This window comes from Mesorhizobium sp. B1-1-5 (assembly GCF_006443065.1).
In the GTDB taxonomy this organism is placed as follows: Bacteria; Pseudomonadota; Alphaproteobacteria; order Rhizobiales; family Rhizobiaceae; genus Mesorhizobium.
Window position 1 is genome coordinate 31,891 of sequence record NZ_VFWS01000029.1, and the last position, 14,732, is coordinate 46,622.

The 14,732-nt window shown below is 63.3% G+C and carries 14 protein-coding genes; 9 read left to right on the top strand and 5 right to left on the bottom strand.

Going from position 1 to position 14,732, the window contains the following annotated elements; all coding sequences use genetic code 11:
* The first annotated feature begins 179 nt into the window (after positions 1–179).
* The 3 genes from FJ980_RS12580 (at position 180) to FJ980_RS12590 (ending at position 2,011) form a co-directional block, all read left to right on the top strand.
* Complete coding sequence (locus FJ980_RS12580; RefSeq protein ID WP_140543197.1) at positions 180–938, top strand: copper homeostasis protein CutC; 759 nt, start codon at positions 180–182, stop codon at positions 936–938.
* An 11-nt stretch (positions 939–949) separates the two neighbouring features.
* On the top strand, positions 950–1,447 hold the full coding sequence (locus FJ980_RS12585) for a GNAT family N-acetyltransferase (RefSeq protein ID WP_140543198.1): 498 nt from the start codon (positions 950–952) through the stop codon (positions 1,445–1,447).
* Positions 1,448–1,522: 75 nt separating this feature from the next.
* On the top strand, positions 1,523–2,011 hold the full coding sequence (locus FJ980_RS12590) for an SRPBCC family protein (protein WP_140543199.1): 489 nt from the start codon (positions 1,523–1,525) through the stop codon (positions 2,009–2,011).
* Between the two features lie 6 nt (positions 2,012–2,017).
* Here the strand turns inward: FJ980_RS12590 and FJ980_RS12595 are convergent, their stop codons facing one another.
* The 4 genes from FJ980_RS12595 to FJ980_RS12610 form a co-directional block, all read right to left on the bottom strand.
* Complete coding sequence (locus FJ980_RS12595; protein ID WP_140543200.1) at positions 2,018–3,040, bottom strand: acyltransferase; 1,023 nt, start codon at positions 3,038–3,040, stop codon at positions 2,018–2,020.
* A gap of 206 nt (positions 3,041–3,246) precedes the next feature.
* Positions 3,247–4,044 (bottom strand): xanthine dehydrogenase family protein subunit M, encoded by a 798-nt coding sequence (locus tag FJ980_RS12600; protein WP_140543201.1) that lies wholly within the window; start codon positions 4,042–4,044, stop codon positions 3,247–3,249.
* 120 nt (positions 4,045–4,164) lie between these two features.
* Positions 4,165–6,510, bottom strand: a complete 2,346-nt coding sequence (locus FJ980_RS12605) for a xanthine dehydrogenase family protein molybdopterin-binding subunit (RefSeq protein ID WP_140543202.1) — start codon at positions 6,508–6,510, stop codon at positions 4,165–4,167.
* 132 nt (positions 6,511–6,642) lie between these two features.
* Positions 6,643–7,143 (bottom strand): (2Fe-2S)-binding protein, encoded by a 501-nt coding sequence (locus FJ980_RS12610; RefSeq protein ID WP_140543203.1) that lies wholly within the window; start codon positions 7,141–7,143, stop codon positions 6,643–6,645.
* A gap of 262 nt (positions 7,144–7,405) precedes the next feature.
* Here FJ980_RS12610 and FJ980_RS12615 point away from each other — a divergent pair, with 262 nt between their 5' ends.
* The 3 genes from FJ980_RS12615 to FJ980_RS12625 all read left to right on the top strand — a co-directional run bounded on the left by FJ980_RS12615 (position 7,406) and on the right by FJ980_RS12625 (position 11,073).
* Complete coding sequence (locus tag FJ980_RS12615; RefSeq protein WP_181164819.1) at positions 7,406–8,590, top strand: FIST signal transduction protein; 1,185 nt, start codon at positions 7,406–7,408, stop codon at positions 8,588–8,590.
* A gap of 6 nt (positions 8,591–8,596) precedes the next feature.
* Complete coding sequence (locus FJ980_RS12620; protein WP_140543205.1) at positions 8,597–9,934, top strand: hybrid sensor histidine kinase/response regulator; 1,338 nt, start codon at positions 8,597–8,599, stop codon at positions 9,932–9,934.
* Between the two features lie 167 nt (positions 9,935–10,101).
* Positions 10,102–11,073: a hypothetical protein gene (locus FJ980_RS12625; RefSeq protein ID WP_140543206.1), complete on the top strand. Its 972-nt coding sequence runs from the start codon at positions 10,102–10,104 to the stop codon at positions 11,071–11,073.
* A 226-nt stretch (positions 11,074–11,299) separates the two neighbouring features.
* Here FJ980_RS12625 and FJ980_RS12630 read toward each other — a convergent pair whose 3' ends face one another.
* A complete protein-coding gene (locus FJ980_RS12630; RefSeq protein ID WP_140543207.1) occupies positions 11,300–11,983 on the bottom strand; it encodes a response regulator transcription factor in 684 nt (227 codons plus the stop codon).
* Positions 11,984–12,192: 209 nt separating this feature from the next.
* Between FJ980_RS12630 and FJ980_RS12635 the strand changes: the two genes are divergently transcribed.
* From FJ980_RS12635 to FJ980_RS12645, 3 genes are read left to right on the top strand one after another with little or no spacing between them, the layout of a single operon-like run.
* The gene (locus FJ980_RS12635) at positions 12,193–12,891 is read left to right on the top strand and encodes a fumarylacetoacetate hydrolase family protein (RefSeq protein ID WP_140543208.1); all 699 of its coding nucleotides are present in this window, start codon (positions 12,193–12,195) and stop codon (positions 12,889–12,891) included.
* On the top strand, positions 12,888–13,538 hold the full coding sequence (gene maiA, locus FJ980_RS12640; protein ID WP_140543209.1) for a maleylacetoacetate isomerase: 651 nt from the start codon (positions 12,888–12,890) through the stop codon (positions 13,536–13,538). The genes FJ980_RS12635 and maiA overlap by 4 nt, the downstream gene beginning before the upstream one ends.
* Before the next feature lie 18 nt (positions 13,539–13,556).
* On the top strand, positions 13,557–14,597 hold the full coding sequence (locus FJ980_RS12645) for a zinc-dependent alcohol dehydrogenase family protein (RefSeq protein ID WP_140543210.1): 1,041 nt from the start codon (positions 13,557–13,559) through the stop codon (positions 14,595–14,597).
* The last annotated feature ends 135 nt before the right edge of the window (positions 14,598–14,732 follow it).

The following is a 14,732-nucleotide window of genomic DNA, read 5'->3' on the forward strand; positions in this document are numbered from 1 at the left end:
TTCCCCTTACATCAATAACTCACCAGCTATGGGTTATCTATAACCTGACAGTTATGAATGTCAACGGCATTCTGCATCAAGCCTCGATAATCACCGCCGGACCCTGGATCGATCGTTGCGGCTTTCGCGGCAATGGCCGCGATGCTAGGGCTGGCGATCTGTTGAAACATGGATGGACAATGGTGACCGACGCCCGACTCCCCCTGATCGAAATCTGCGTCGAAGGCATTGACGGGCTGCTCGCCGCGCAGGCCGCCGGCGCCGACCGAGTCGAACTCTGCGCCAGCCTGATCGAAGGCGGCATCACACCGAGCGTGGGCACGGTGCGCGCCGCGCTCGAGAGCGCGACCATCCCCTTCCATGTCATCGTGCGACCGCGCGGCGGCGATTTCCTTTACAGCGAGGCCGAATACCGCTCGATGCTCGCCGATGTCGAAGCGCTGCGCGAGCTCGGCGTCGCCGGCGTCGTCGTCGGCTGCCTGACCGCCGACGGCGCCATCGACGAGGCGCGCATGCGCGCGCTGGTCGAGGCTGCAGGCCCGCTCAACGTCACCTGCCACCGCGCCTTCGACATGACGCGCGATCCGGCCGAGGCGCTCGAAGCCTTGATCCGCTGCAAGGTCGGCCGCGTGCTGACCAGCGGCCAGCGCGATACGGCAGTCGAGGGCGTCGGGCTTCTGGCAGAGCTCGTTCGCCAGGCCGGCTCGCGCATCATCATACTCGGCTGTGGCGCACTCGCCCCCGACACGATCGGCGAGGTACGCAGGCGTACGGGACTGACCGAGATGCATTTTGCAGCACTTGCGGACGTGCCGAGCGCCATGCGCTACCGCAACCCGAATGTCGGCATGGGCGGCACCGACCTCGACCGCGAATACCGCAACACGGTGACCGATCAAGCCAAGGTGGCGGCGACGATCGCGGCCGCGAAGGCCTGATGGCAAGGACGATGACCAAGCAAGTGCTTTCGATCGAACGCGTCTCGCCCACCGACGAGCCCGCCATCCTCGCGCTCAACAACGAGCATGCGGCGGAGCTGTCCTGGCTCGAGCCGGAAAGGCTTTCATTCCTGCTCGGGCAAGCCTTCTACACCCGCCGTATCGGCGCGCTCGAAGCCTTCATCATGTGCTTCGACCAGGACGCAAGCTACGACAGCCCGAACTTCCTATGGTTCCGCGAGCGCTATCCGCGCTTTGTCTATGTCGACCGTGTGGTGGTCGCGGCCGGGGCGCGCAGCCGTGGCCACGCCCGACGGCTTTACCAGGATCTGTTCGAGCATGCCCGGCGCGCCGGCCACGCGATCGTCACCTGCGAGGTCAACGCCGATCCGCCCAATCCGGCCTCCGACGCCTTCCACGCAGCGCTTGACTTCGCCGAGGTCGGCGATGCGGTGATCCACGGCGGCAAGAAGTCGGTGCGCTATTGGGCGAAGCCCATCGTCGCCTGAAGATGCCTCCGAAGCCACTGGCAAGGAAAACAAGCCGCAGCTAATATGGCCGTTCCGCTGCTTGGGAGCGACGTGATGGCGAGCAATGTCTTCCGCTTCGACGAAAGCTGGGACATCCCTGAAGGCACGCCGCAGGAAGTTTGGGACGTGCTCTCGGACGCCGAGCTTCTGCCGCTATGGTGGGGCGATGCCTACAAGGAGGTCGAGCCGCTCGACAGGAAGGGCAAGGGCGTCGTCGGTGCGCGCGCCAGGGCGAGAGCGCGCGGCGCCCTGCCCTATGAGCTGAACTTCATCATCGAGGCGGCCGAGCTCGAGCCCGGCCGGCTGGTGGTCGTCAAGACCTTCGGCGACTTCGACGGGCTCTGGCGGGCAGAGCTGTCGCCGTCCGGACGAGGCACGCATGTCGACCTTACCTGGCAGGTCACGGTCGAGCGGCCGATCCTCAAGCTGCTGGCGCCGATTCTGAGGCCAGCCTTCGCCTGGAACCATCGTTGGACCACGCCGCGCGGCGAAGCCGGGCTTCGCCGCTATCTCGCGGCGCAGAAGGCGGCCACGCCAGCCTGAGAGCGCTCACCAATTGCGGTTGAGCCAGCCGCGTGCTGGCTTTTCAACGATGTAATAGCTGCAGAGCGCGCAGGCGAACACAGCCGCCAGCATCGGGATCGGCGCGCGACCGTGCTCATCGACGAATTTGTAGAAAGGCTGCTGCCAGAGATAAAGCGAATAGGACCACAGGCCGAGCATCACCATCGGTCGCGACGACAACGGCCCCGTCAGATAGCCGCCCGCGAAGTCGAGCATGTTGACGGCGAGCGCCAGCAGCGGCACGCCGACAAGATAATGGATCGTGGTCGGCACCGGATCGAGGAACAGCAACACGCCGCCAACCGCCGCCGCAAGCGCCACATGCTGGTTTTGCAGGAAAGCCGGCAGGCGCCCGTCGGCCTTGAGCAGGCAGATCGCCGCGGACAGCAGGATCGAGGCGATATGCACGTCGCTCCGCCAGTAACTGGTCTCGTAGCCCATGCCGAGAACGCCGTAGGAAATAGCGCCGTTGGCCATTGCCAGCAGCGCCAGCACCACCAGCAGCCGCACGACATTCGCCCGACCGGTAACCACCACGCTGATCAGCGCCAACAGGATATAGGAATGCTCCTCGACGCAGAGCGACCAGATGTGGTCGAGCGCGCCGGCGCGGGTGATCAGGACGCCGGCGTAATTGTAGGTGAAGGTCAGCGCCGTCAGCGCCGCTTTCCACTTGAAGGCGATGAAGGTTCCGGTCAGGCCGATCATGGCGGCAATCACGAACATTAGCAGCGCTGGATAGATGCGCGAGAAGCGGCGCTTGAAGAATTTCTTCAGCGGAAAGCGCTCGATGAACAGGATTTCGCCCATCAGCCGGCCGCTCAGCACGAAGAAGAACTCGACGCCGAGCACGCCGAGATTGAGCCCTGGGACAGGAAAGAAATGGCCGACCAGCACCATGGCGATCGACAAGCCTCGCCAACCGTCGAGATAGGCCAGTCTTGCCCTGGCTTCCCTGTCGGTCGCGGTCCGCGGCAGGACAACGGACGCTGCGGAGATGTCGGTCATACCGTGCCTTCGCGACTCGAGGTCCGCATGCGAAACATTGCCCGCGCCCCGGACCATCTGGTATTCCCGCCGGATTTATTTTGCAGTGCAGGATAACTTTGTGCAAGTGCGAAGCCGCAATTCGACAGGCGTTTCCGGATAAGCCATTGCCGCAGCAAAAGAAAAAGGGGCCGCGAGGCCCCTTCTTTCATGCATGGCGTCGCCGTTCAGGCGTTGGCAACGGCCACGGCGCGCTTGGCCATCACCGCGATCAGATTGGCGCGGTAATCGGCGGAAGCGTGGATATCGTTCATCAGCCCCTTCGCCGGCACTTTGAGGCCGCCGAGTGCCGCGACGTCGAAATTCTTCGCCAGCGCCGCCTCGATTTCCTTGGAGCGGAAGACGCCGTCCTCGCCGGCGCCTGTCACTGCCGCCCTCACCCCGTCCTTGCTCTTGGTCACGAACACGCCGACGATGGCGTAGCGCGAAGCCGGGTTGCGGAATTTCTGATAGGCAGCCTTGGCCGGAGCGGTAAAGCTCACTGCCGTGACGATCTCGCTGTCCTTCAGCGCTGTCTCGAACAGGCCCTTGAAGAATTTGTCCGCCGCGATCTCGCGCTTGTTGGTGACGATCGTCGCGCCCAGCGCCAGCAATGCCGCCGGATAGTCGGCCGCCGGATCGTTGTTGGCGATCGAGCCGCCGATCGTGCCCTTGTAACGCACCGCCGGGTCGCCGATCAGCGATGCCATATGTGCAAGCGCCGGGCAGGCCTTCTTCAGCTTCTCGTCGGTGGAGACGTCGTAATGCGTCGTCGCCGCACCTATGGTCACGGTCTTGCCGGACACCTTGATGCCCTGCAGGTCCTTCAGCCGCGAGACATCGACGAGGTCCGACGGTGCCGCGAGCCGCGTCTTCATCGCCGGGATTAGCGTCATGCCGCCGGAGAGCAGCTTGGCGTCGCCGTTCTTCAGCAGCTTTGCGGCGTCGGCGACGGAGGAAGCGCGATGGTAGTTGACGGAATACATGTCTCTTTTCTCCCTTCGGGGAAAAAGCGAATAGGGAGTAGCGAATAGCGAGTAGGATTATCTATCCGCCGCATCGCTCTCCTCTTCCCTATTCGCTACTCCCTATTCGCTATTCGCTTTTCAATGCTTCGCCCGAACGGCCGACCACACCGTGGCGGGCGACGCCGGCATGGCGATGTCGACGATGCCGAGAGCATCGGTGATGGCGTTGATGACCGCCGGGGGCGAACCGATGGCGCCGGCCTCGCCGCAGCCCTTGACGCCGAGCGGATTGCCCGGGCATGGCGTGTTCGAGGTCGAGACCTTGAAGGACGGCAGGTCGGCCGCGCGTGGCATGGTGTAGTCCATGTAGCTTGCCGTCAGGAGCTGGCCGCTGGCGTCGTAATGCGCGCCTTCCAGCAACGCCTGGCCGACGCCCTGGGCGATGCCGCCATGCACCTGCCCTTCGACGATCATCGGATTGATGATGTTGCCGAAATCGTCGGCCGCGACGAACTGGATGATCTCCGTCATACCGGTTTCCGGATCGATCTCGACCTCGCAGATGTAGCAGCCGGCCGGGAAGGTGAAGTTGGACGGATCGTAGAAGGCCGTCTCCTTCAGCCCGGGCTCCATACCCGCCGGCAAATTGTGGGCGGTGTAGGAGGCAAGCGCCACCTGGAACCAGGGCAGGCTCTTGTCGGTGCCCGCGACCTTGACCTCGCCATTCTCGATGACGATGTCGCCCTCGTCCGCCTCCAGCAGATGCGCGGCGATCTTCTTGGCCTTGGCCTCGACCTTGTCGAGCGCCTTGACGATGGCCGACATGCCGACGGCGCCGGAACGCGAGCCGTAGGTGCCCATGCCCATCTGCACCTTGTCGGTGTCGCCATGCACGATCGAGACGGAGTCGATCGGCACGCCGAAGCGCTGGGTGACCAGTTGCGCGAAGGTCGTCTCATGGCCCTGGCCATGGCTGTGCGAACCGGTGAGCACCTCGATCGTGCCGACGGCATTGACGCGCACCTCCGCCGATTCCCAGAGGCCGACGCCGGCGCCGAGCGAGCCGACCGCCGATGACGGCGCCAGGCCGCAGGCCTCGATATAGCAGCTCATGCCGATGCCGCGCAGCTTGCCTTGCTTGGCGGCGTCGGCGCGGCGCTTGGTGAAGCCGGCATAGTCGGCGGCCTTCATCGCCGCATCGAGCGAAGCGTTATAATCGCCGGCGTCATAGTTCATGATGACCGGCGTCTGGTGCGGGAAGGACGTGATGAAATTGCGGCGTCGGAGTTCCGCCGGCGACACGCCAAGCTCGCGCGCCGCGGTCTCCATCGTGCGCTCGAGCACATAGGTGGCCTCCGGCCGCCCTGCCCCGCGATAGGCATCGACGGGCGCAGTGTTGGTATAGACGGTGCGCACATTGGCGTGGATCGCCGGGATGTTGTACTGGCCCGACAGCAGCGTCGCGTAGAGATAGGTCGGCACGCAGGACGAGAACAGCGACATGTAGGCGCCGAGATTGGCTATCGTATCGACCTTGAGGCCGGTGATGCGGTTGTCCTTGTCGAAGGCCATCTCCACCGTCGAGACATGGTCGCGGCCATGCGCGTCCGACAGGAAGCTCTCGGTGCGGTCGGCCACCCATTTGACGGGGACACCGGTCTTCTTCGATGCCCACAGGCAGACGATCTCTTCCGGATAGATGTAGATCTTGGAGCCGAAGCCGCCGCCGACATCCGGCGCGATCACGCGCAGCTTGTTTTCCGGCGCGACGTTGTAGAAGGCGCTCATCACCAGCCGCGCGACATGCGGGTTTTGCGACGTCGTCCAGCAGGTATAATGGTCTTCCGCCTTGTCGTAGTGCCCGAGCGCCGCGCGCGGCTCCATCGCATTCGGCACCAGCCGGTTGTTGACGATCTTCATGCGCGTGACATGGGCCGCCGAATTGATCGCCGCGTCGGTCGCCTTGGCGTCGCCGAGCTCCCAGTCGAAGATCAGATTGTTCTCGGCCTCGGCATGGATCTGCGGCGCGCCGGATTGAATGGCCTTCGTGGCATCGACCACGGCCTTCAGTTCCTTATAGGTGATCTCGACCGCTTCGGCCGCGTCGCGCGCCTGGCCCTTGGTCTCGGCGACGACGACGACCACGGCGTCGCCGACATAGCGCACCTTGTCGACAGCGAGCGGCGACCACGCGCCCATCTTCATCGGCGTGCCGTCCTTGGAATGGATCATCCAGCCGCAGATCAGATTGCCGATGCCGTCGGCCTTGAGCTCCTTGCCCGTCAGGACGCCGACGACGCCCGGCATGGCCTGCGCCTTCTTCACGTCGATCTTCTTGATCTGCGCATGCGCGTGCGGGCTGCGCACGAACACCGCGTGCTTCATGCCGGGGACCACCATGTCGTCGACATAGCGGCCGCCGCCGGTGATGAACCTCTTGTCTTCCTTGCGCGCCACGCGGGCGCCCACGCCTTCGATACCCATTGCGGAAATTCCTCCGGAATTTAGGGGAGTAGTGAGTAGCGAATAGTGAGTAGGAAAAGATTGGAGTAGAGGTCGGTCACAGAGACGCCGACCATTCGCTACTTACTATTCGCTACTCACTACTCACTCATCTCACGCTGCCTGCTTCGCCTTGCCCTTGGCGCCCTTCGACATCGTCTTCGATGCGGCGAGGATCGCCTTCACGATGTTGTGGTAGCCCGTGCAGCGGCAGATATTGCCATCGAGCTCGGCGCGTACCGTCGCCTCGTCGAGGCCTTGCGGGTGGCGCGCGATCATATCGGTCGCCGCCATGATCATGCCCGGCGTGCAGAAACCGCATTGCAGCCCGTGATGCTCCTTGAACGCGGCCTGAACCGGATGCAGCTCGGCGCCGTCGGCCAACCCTTCGATGGTGACGATGGTCGAGCCCGAAGCCTGAACGGCGAGCATGGTGCAGGACTTCACCGCCCGGCCGTCGACATGCACGACGCAGGCGCCGCATTGCGAGGTATCGCAGCCGACATGCGTTCCGGTGAGGCCGAGATGTTCTCGCAGGAAATGCACCAGCAACGTTCGGTCTTCGGCACTACCGCTGACCCGTTTCCCATTCACAGTCAACGACACGTCCGACATGCAGCCTCCCTGGGTATTAACTTGGTCCTCGCCTTGCCGATGCCGCGCCTGTGCTTCGGCAGCGCGCTATTTGCGTACCGTACAACGGGCAAAACAGTGCTGCCAGCGCTGCGTCCCTTGTACTTTCGGTCATGGCCGACAAGCTGTTGAGCGTGCCGCCCGGCCCATTGCCAAATCAGGGATTGAGGGCAAAGATGCCCTCGACGCGAAGCGTGCCTGACACGCATAAGAAAAGACACGCATAAAACAGCGTTGGAGGAAATTGCGGAGAAGGCGGCTGGCCAGTTCTAGCACACGCTATGCATCGGGCCTTTCGGCGCTCACCACGGATGAGCCCGACCCGAATGTTTTTGCCCGGGCCATCGCGGCCGAAGCCGCAATCGTCGACGCCGGCTTCGCGCTTTTGTTCTTCTCCCAAAGCCTGGTCGAAGCGCCGGCGCTCGCGCAGGCGTTGAAGGTACACGCTCCGTCGCTTGCCTATGCCGGCTGCTCGACCGCCGGCGAGATCACGCCGCAGGGGCTGGAGGAAGGGCATGTCCTTGCCCTGCTTTTGCCGTCGGCATCGTTTTCGACCGTCTCCACCATGGTCGAGAACCTCTCCTCGTCGGGCATGGACCGGATCACCGGCGAGGTCGCCTCACTGCGGCGCCTGCTGCGCGGGCGCGTCGGCCAGGATCGGGCCAAGAACATATTCGCGCTCTGCTTCATCGACGGATTGTCCTATGCCGAGGAAGCGGTGACCTCGGCCATCCACTGGGGGTTGGACGACATTCCGCTGATCGGCGGCTCGGCCGGCGACGACCTGAAATTCGAGACGACCAGGCTAATCGCCAACGGCACGGTCGCGTCCGACAGCGCCATCGTGGTGCTGGTCGCGACCGAGATCCCCTTCCACGTCTTCAAGACCGACAATTTTATTCCGACCGACGAGAAGCTGGTGGTGACGGCGTCCGACCCGGACCATCGTGTCGTGCGCGAGTTCAACGCCACCAACGCGGCGGAAGAATATGCCGCCTCCGTCGGCATCATGCCGCAGACGCTGACGCCGCTGAGCTTTGCCTCGCACCCCGTGGTGGTGAAGGTCGGCGGCGAATATTACTGCCGCTCGATCCAGCGCATGCATCCCGACGGCTCGCTGTCCTTCTTCTGCGCCATTGACGACGGCGTGGTGCTTTCCATCGCCCAGCCCAAGAACATGGTCGAAGCGACGCGTACCGCTCTCCAGGACGTCGAGCATCGGCTCGGCGGCATCGACATGATCCTCGGCTTCGACTGCGTGCTGCGCCGGCTCGACGCGCGCAACCGCCAGGTTTTTCGCGATATCTCCGAGCTCTATCGGACCAATAAGGTCATCGGCTTCGGCACTTATGGCGAGCAGTATCGTTCGATGCACCTCAACCAGACCTTTACCGGCATCGCCTTCGGCGAGCGCCAGGCAGCCGAGTGAGCGCCGATGCCGCTTCGCGACATCGACGACCTCGAAAGGCTGAAGAAGATCAATGCCGCGCTGGTCAGCCGCGTCGAGCGCTCGATGGACCAGCAGGGCAATGCCTTCTCGCTGTTCCAGACCGCGATCTCGCTGGAAAACCGGGTGCGCAACCGTACCGAGGAACTGCATGCGACGCTGCGCCGGCTCGAACAGTCGAACATCGACCTCAGCGCGGCGAAGGAGAGCGCCGAGCTGGCGAACCTCTCCAAGACCAGGTTCCTCGCCGCCGCCAGCCACGATGTGCTGCAGCCGCTGAATGCCGCGCATCTGTCGGTCTCGGCGCTGGCAGAAGTCCAAGCCAGCGATGAAGGCAGGAAGCTGGTGCGCCATGTCGAGCGCTCGCTGGAGACGATGGAAGACCTGCTGCGCACGCTGCTCGACATCTCCAAGCTCGACGCCGGCGTGGTGCAGCCCGAGATCGGCGACGTCAGCCTGGAAGCGCTGTTTTCCTCGCTGCGCTCGGATTTCCTTCCGGAAGCGGCAAAGAAAGGCCTGTCGCTTAAATTCCGTCCCGTCAATGTCGCGGTGCGTTCCGACCGCACGCTGCTCAGGCGTATCCTGCAGAACATCCTCTCCAACGCGCTGCGCTACACCCGCTCCGGCGGCGTGCTGGTCGGCACAAGGCATCGCGGCGACACCATCCGCATCGACGTCGCCGACACCGGCTGCGGCATCCCCGAGGACCAGCGCGAGGCGGTGTTCGAGGAATTTCACCGCGGCACGTCCACGCTTGCCGACGCCGGGCTCGCCGGCGGGCTTGGCCTCGGCCTCGCGATCGTGCGCCGCATGGCGGCGGCCCTCGGCCACCCGGTGACCTTTTCCTCCAAGGTCGGGCGCGGCACCATCTTCCATATCGACGTGCCGGTCGGCATGGCCGCGGCCGAACCGGCGATGGCCGCCGCCGACATGGAGCGGCCGCGCGGCTACGGCCTGTTCGGCACCAAGGTGCTCCTGGTCGAAAACGACATGGACGTGCTCTCGGCAATGACCTCGCTGCTCGAGCGCTGGCAATGCCTGGTGCGCGCCGCCACTTCGACCGACGATGCGCTCGACCTGCTCGGCGACACCGCCTGGGTCCCCGACATCATCATCGCCGACCAGCATCTCGACGGCGGCGACCTCGGCACGTCAACGATAGCCGAAGTGCGCGACTATCTCGGCCGGACCGTGCCGGCGCTGATCGTCACCGCCGACGGCTCCGAGCCCGTCGCCAAGGCCGCCCGCGCCGCCGGCATAGAGCTGATGCGCAAGCCGCTGAAGCCAGCGCAACTACGCGCGCTGCTGGCGCATTTGCTGGCTTAGAGCTATCTAGGACAACCAAGCGCGAGGCTGGGTCTGGGACCGCCTTGACCCGGATGTATCCCCTTCGAAGATGGATCGCAATTAAGGCGATTTTCACCCATATTAGTTGATTCTTCCCCGCCTGCCGGAATCATGCTCTTATCAGGCGCCGGCATGAGGGGGATCACATGGATGCCGACGACGTGAGCAAAGCAAGCTTTACCATTGCTTATGATGGTGCGTCCATTAAGGACGGATCGATGGACGTGCGCGATTTGGCGCCGGCCCTACTGGCGGTCGGTCAGCTCTTCGACGCCGCAAATCGCGCCCTCAATGGTTCCGACGCGCCGTCAATTTCCGTCAATGTGCAAGCCACCAAAGAGGGATCGTTCGAAATCGATCTCACGGTGGTGCAGACATTCCTCGATGGTATGAAGACGTTCCTGACCGGCGACTTCGTTACTGCGGCAATCAATCTCAAAGAATTGGTCTTTGGTGGTGGAGTGGCAGTCGGCGGGCTCATCTTCCTAATCAAGCGTCTTCGGGGGCACAAGCCTAGCCGGATCGAGAAGATTAGTGATGACACCGTCCGGATCACGATCGATGGCCAAACGATAGACGTCCCGCTGAAACTGCTTCGCCTGTACCAGGATGTAGCGGTTCGCAAAGCGTATGAGGAATTGGTCGTGATCCCGCTTCAGAAGGACGGGATTGACGAGTTCAAGGTGCTCGAAGCCCGTCAAGAAATCGCGTCCGTTAAGAAGGGCGATTCAACCTACTTCATTGCGCCAGAGCCCCCTTCAACGGTGGTAGTCGAGGATGTTCGGCGGTCGGCCTTTTCCATCGTCTCGCTAGCATTCAAAGAGGATAACAAGTGGCGCTTGCACGACGGCAATAATCAGATCAGCGCGACAATTGAAGACGCCGATTTCATGCACCGCGTCGATTCCAATGTGATTAGATTCGCCAAGGGAGATGTTCTTGTTTGCGAGGTCAAAATACGACAGGTGCAAACGGGCCAAGGCCTAAAAACTGACTATACCGTGGTTCGTGTGCTAGAACATCGCCCAGCGCCTCGCCAAATCGACCTTTTCGTTGAGGAACAGGCGGCCCCGGTGCCTGAGCCCGAACAAACGCAAGACCCGCCGCTTTCTGCATAGAGCAACCCGCCGCGACGTCGACTCAATTTAACGAGAAAGAAAGCGCCTGAATGAACGAACCAGTCAATCAGCGCTTCGACCGCCTTCTTAAAAGCGATGGCTAAACGTCCACCCTTGACAAGGGAAAGAAAGCAAAAGCGCGTCTAGCATCAGGTGAGGAGTCTTCCTGAATTACGGTGACAGTGCACTTTTCCCAGTGCCGTTGTCTGCAGACTGAGCGCAAAGCTCAAAAGCCCGCCTGGTCGCGAAACAACTCCGCATTGTCGAGCTTCGACACCTCGATCACCGCCTGCGTGCGGCTGTAGACGTTGAGCTTGCGCAGGATCTCCGAGACATGTGCTTTCACAGTAGTCTCACCCACCTGCAGCTCATAGGCGATCTGCTTGTTGAGCATGCCCTGGCGCAGCATCTGCAGGACCCTCAGCTGCTGCGGCGTCAGCCTGGCTAGGCGCTGCACCATGTCGGCGCGATCGGTGCTTTCGGGGTCCGGCGGCTGGCCCTCGTAATTTTCCGGCACATAGACCGCGCCGTCCATCACCGAGCGGATGGCGGCGGCGAGATCGCTCTTGCGGGCCGATTTCGGGATGAAGCCGGCGGCCCCGTAGGACAGCGCCTCGGAGATGATCTTCGGTTCCTCGTAGCCCGACACGATCACCACCGGCAGTCGCGGGTAACGGGTCCTGAGCTGCAACAGCCCCTCGAAGCCATGCACGTCGGGCATGCTCAAATCGAGCAGCGCGAGGTCGAACGGCTTGGCGTCGGCAAGCAGCTCGATCGCTTCCCCGATCGAGCGCGCCTCGACCGTGTCGACGTCCGGATAGGCCATCTGCACGGCGCTGTGCAGCGCCTCGCGAAACAGCGGGTGGTCGTCGATGATCAGGAAGCGGGCGCGATCGTTGATTGCGGTCATTGCTCAGGATCAGGCATCGGTTCGGTTTCAGCCGCGCACAGGATAGTCTCGTGACCATGGCCAGATTATTGGCAAATAGTATATCGCCCAATGGTACACGGCATTGTCCGTGAAGCGACAGGGCCAACATGTTCGCGGCCATAGTGCCTTGCTCGCCCGTCGAAATCGGCTGAAGGTGCGAACGATTCATGCCAGCACGGAGACTGCCCATGCCCGAATTCGTCCTTCCGCCGCCGGCCATTGCCTCGGTTGCCGTCGCAGGCTCAGCGGAGCGGTTTGCCGTGCGCCGCATCTTCTGCGTCGGCCGCAACTACGCTGCGCATGCGCGCGAGCTCGGCAATGACGAGCGCGACCCGCCCTTCTTCTTCACCAAGCCGGCCGACGCGGTGGTCGACAGCGGTGCCGAGATCCCCTACCCGCCTTTGACCTCGAACCTGCACCACGAGATCGAGCTTGTCGTGGCCGTCGGCAAAGCCGGCTTCCGCGTTCCGCGCGAAGACGCGCTCGCCCATGTCTGGGGCTATGGCGTCGGCGTCGACCTGACCCGCCGCGACCTGCAGGATCAGGCCAAGAAGGCGGCGCGGCCATGGGATTGGTCGAAGGCGTTCGACCAATCCGCGCCTTGCGGGCCGCTGGTTCAGGCCGCGAAATCGGGGCATCCGGAAAAAGGCCGCATCTGGCTTGCCGTTAATGGCGTGGTGAAGCAGGACGGCGACCTGGCCGAGCTGATCTGGCCGATCGCCGACATCGTCGCTATCTGCAGCGAGGCGGTCGAGCTTCGGCCCGGCGACCTGATCTTCACCGGCACGCCGGCCGGCGTCGGCGCGGTCCAGGCCGGCGACAGGATCACCGGCGGCGTTGACGGCATCGGCGAGATCGCAGTGACCATCGGGCAGCCGAGGCCATGAGCGACCTCGTCCTTCACAACTACTACCGCTCCTCCACCTCCTACCGGGTGCGGATCGCGCTGGAGATGAAGGGCCTGAGCTACATCTATGTGCCGCACCACTTGCGCCATGGCGAGCATCTCGAGCCCGCCTATCGCGGCGTCAACCCGCAAGGGCTGGTGCCGGCGCTGGTTCTGGACGGCGGCACGCTTTTGACCCAGTCGCTGGCGATCATAGAATATCTCGACGAGATCCGGCCGGAGCCGCCGCTGCTGCCGAAAGATGCGCTGGGTCGGGCCCGCGTCAGGATGCTGGCGCAGATGATCGCCTGCGACATCCATCCTGTGAACAATCTGCGCGTGCTGACCTCGCTGCGCAGTTTGTTCGGCGCCGGCGACGAGGATGTCGTCAACTGGTTCCGGCACTGGGTGAACGAAGGCTTCCAGCCGCTTGAGAAGATTCTGGCTTCGTCGCCTGAGACCGGAACCTTCTGCCACGGTGATGCGCCGGGCCTTGCCGACATCTGCCTCGCCGCCCAGGTCGCCAACAATGCCCGCTTCGGCGTCGACATGGCCCCCTACCCGGTGATTGCGCGCATCAACGCCGCCTGCACGGCGCTGCCGGCATTCCAGAAGGCTGCGCCGCAGAACCAGATCGATGCCGAATAACGAATTGAAGGACTCCCCATGAAAGCTGTCGTCTTTGAAAAGTTCGGCGAGGCGCCGACGATCCGGACCGTGCCCGATCCGAAGCCGGCCGCCGACGGCGTGGTCATCAAGGTCGAGGCTACGGGTCTTTGCCGCAGCGACTGGCATGGCTGGATGGGCCATGATGACGGCATCACGCTGCCACACGTCCCCGGACATGAGTTGGCTGGCGTCGTAGTCGCCGCCGGCAAGCAGGTCGGCCGCTGGAAGGCCGGCGATCGGGTCACGGTCCCCTTCGCCGTCGGTTGCGGCCGCTGCTTCGAATGCACGTCGGGCAACCATCAGGTCTGCGAGCACCAGACGCAGCCGGGCTTCACCGGCTGGGGCTCATTCGCCGAATATGTCGGCATCGAGCATGCCGATACCAACCTCGTGCGCCTGCCGGAAGAGATGGAATTCGCCACCGCCGCCAGCCTCGGCTGCCGCTTCGTCACCTCGTTCCGGGCCATCGTCGACCAGGGCCGGGTGACGCCCGGCGAATGGATCGCGGTGCATGGCTGCGGCGGTGTCGGCCTCTCGGCGATCATGATCGCCAGCGCCATGGGCGCCAATGTGATCGCCATCGACCTCACCGACGAGAAGCTGGAATTCGCCAAAAAGATCGGCGCGGTGGCGACGATCAACGCCTCGACGACGCCGAATGTGGTTAAGGCCGTCAAGCAGATCACCAATGGCGGCGCGCATATGTCGATGGATGCGCTTGGACACCCGACCACCTCGTTCAACTCGATCGCCAATCTGCGCCGGCGCGGCCGCCACGTTCAGGTCGGGCTGATGCTGGGCGAGCATGCCCGCCCGCAAGTACCGATGGACAAGATAATCGCCTTCGAGCTCGAAGTCCTCGGCAGCCACGGCATGCAGGCCTACCGCTATTCCGCGATGATGGACATGATCCGCACCGGTAAACTGAAGCCCGAATTGCTCGTGGGCAAGAAGATCAGTCTCGAAGAGGCGCCCGCCGCGCTGATGGCGATGGGCGGCTTCGAGGGGATCGGCATCGGCGTGGTGACGAAGTTTTAGTTCCCCGACATAGGGATTTTGAAAGGTTGCCGTTTGTCTTGGTGTAAGATTCAGTTCCGTGAAATCAGCGCAAACGCCGGGGATTGGTTGAAGCCGCCTCAACTTCGTCATTCTATGGCGGAGCAAGGAGCGAAG

Coding starts and splice junctions, on each gene's coding strand:
- FJ980_RS12580 (WP_140543197.1), top strand. CDS start 180: ATGGTGACCGACGCCCGACTCCCCCTGATCGAAATCTGCGTCGAAGGC.
- FJ980_RS12585 (WP_140543198.1), top strand. CDS start 950: ATGACCAAGCAAGTGCTTTCGATCGAACGCGTCTCGCCCACCGACGAG.
- FJ980_RS12590 (WP_140543199.1), top strand. CDS start 1,523: ATGGCGAGCAATGTCTTCCGCTTCGACGAAAGCTGGGACATCCCTGAA.
- FJ980_RS12595 (WP_140543200.1), bottom strand. CDS start 3,040: ATGACCGACATCTCCGCAGCGTCCGTTGTCCTGCCGCGGACCGCGACC.
- FJ980_RS12600 (WP_140543201.1), bottom strand. CDS start 4,044: ATGTATTCCGTCAACTACCATCGCGCTTCCTCCGTCGCCGACGCCGCA.
- FJ980_RS12605 (WP_140543202.1), bottom strand. CDS start 6,510: ATGGGTATCGAAGGCGTGGGCGCCCGCGTGGCGCGCAAGGAAGACAAG.
- FJ980_RS12610 (WP_140543203.1), bottom strand. CDS start 7,143: ATGTCGGACGTGTCGTTGACTGTGAATGGGAAACGGGTCAGCGGTAGT.
- FJ980_RS12620 (WP_140543205.1), top strand. CDS start 8,597: ATGCCGCTTCGCGACATCGACGACCTCGAAAGGCTGAAGAAGATCAAT.
- FJ980_RS12625 (WP_140543206.1), top strand. CDS start 10,102: ATGGATGCCGACGACGTGAGCAAAGCAAGCTTTACCATTGCTTATGAT.
- FJ980_RS12630 (WP_140543207.1), bottom strand. CDS start 11,983: ATGACCGCAATCAACGATCGCGCCCGCTTCCTGATCATCGACGACCAC.
- FJ980_RS12635 (WP_140543208.1), top strand. CDS start 12,193: ATGCCCGAATTCGTCCTTCCGCCGCCGGCCATTGCCTCGGTTGCCGTC.
- maiA (WP_140543209.1), top strand. CDS start 12,888: ATGAGCGACCTCGTCCTTCACAACTACTACCGCTCCTCCACCTCCTAC.
- FJ980_RS12645 (WP_140543210.1), top strand. CDS start 13,557: ATGAAAGCTGTCGTCTTTGAAAAGTTCGGCGAGGCGCCGACGATCCGG.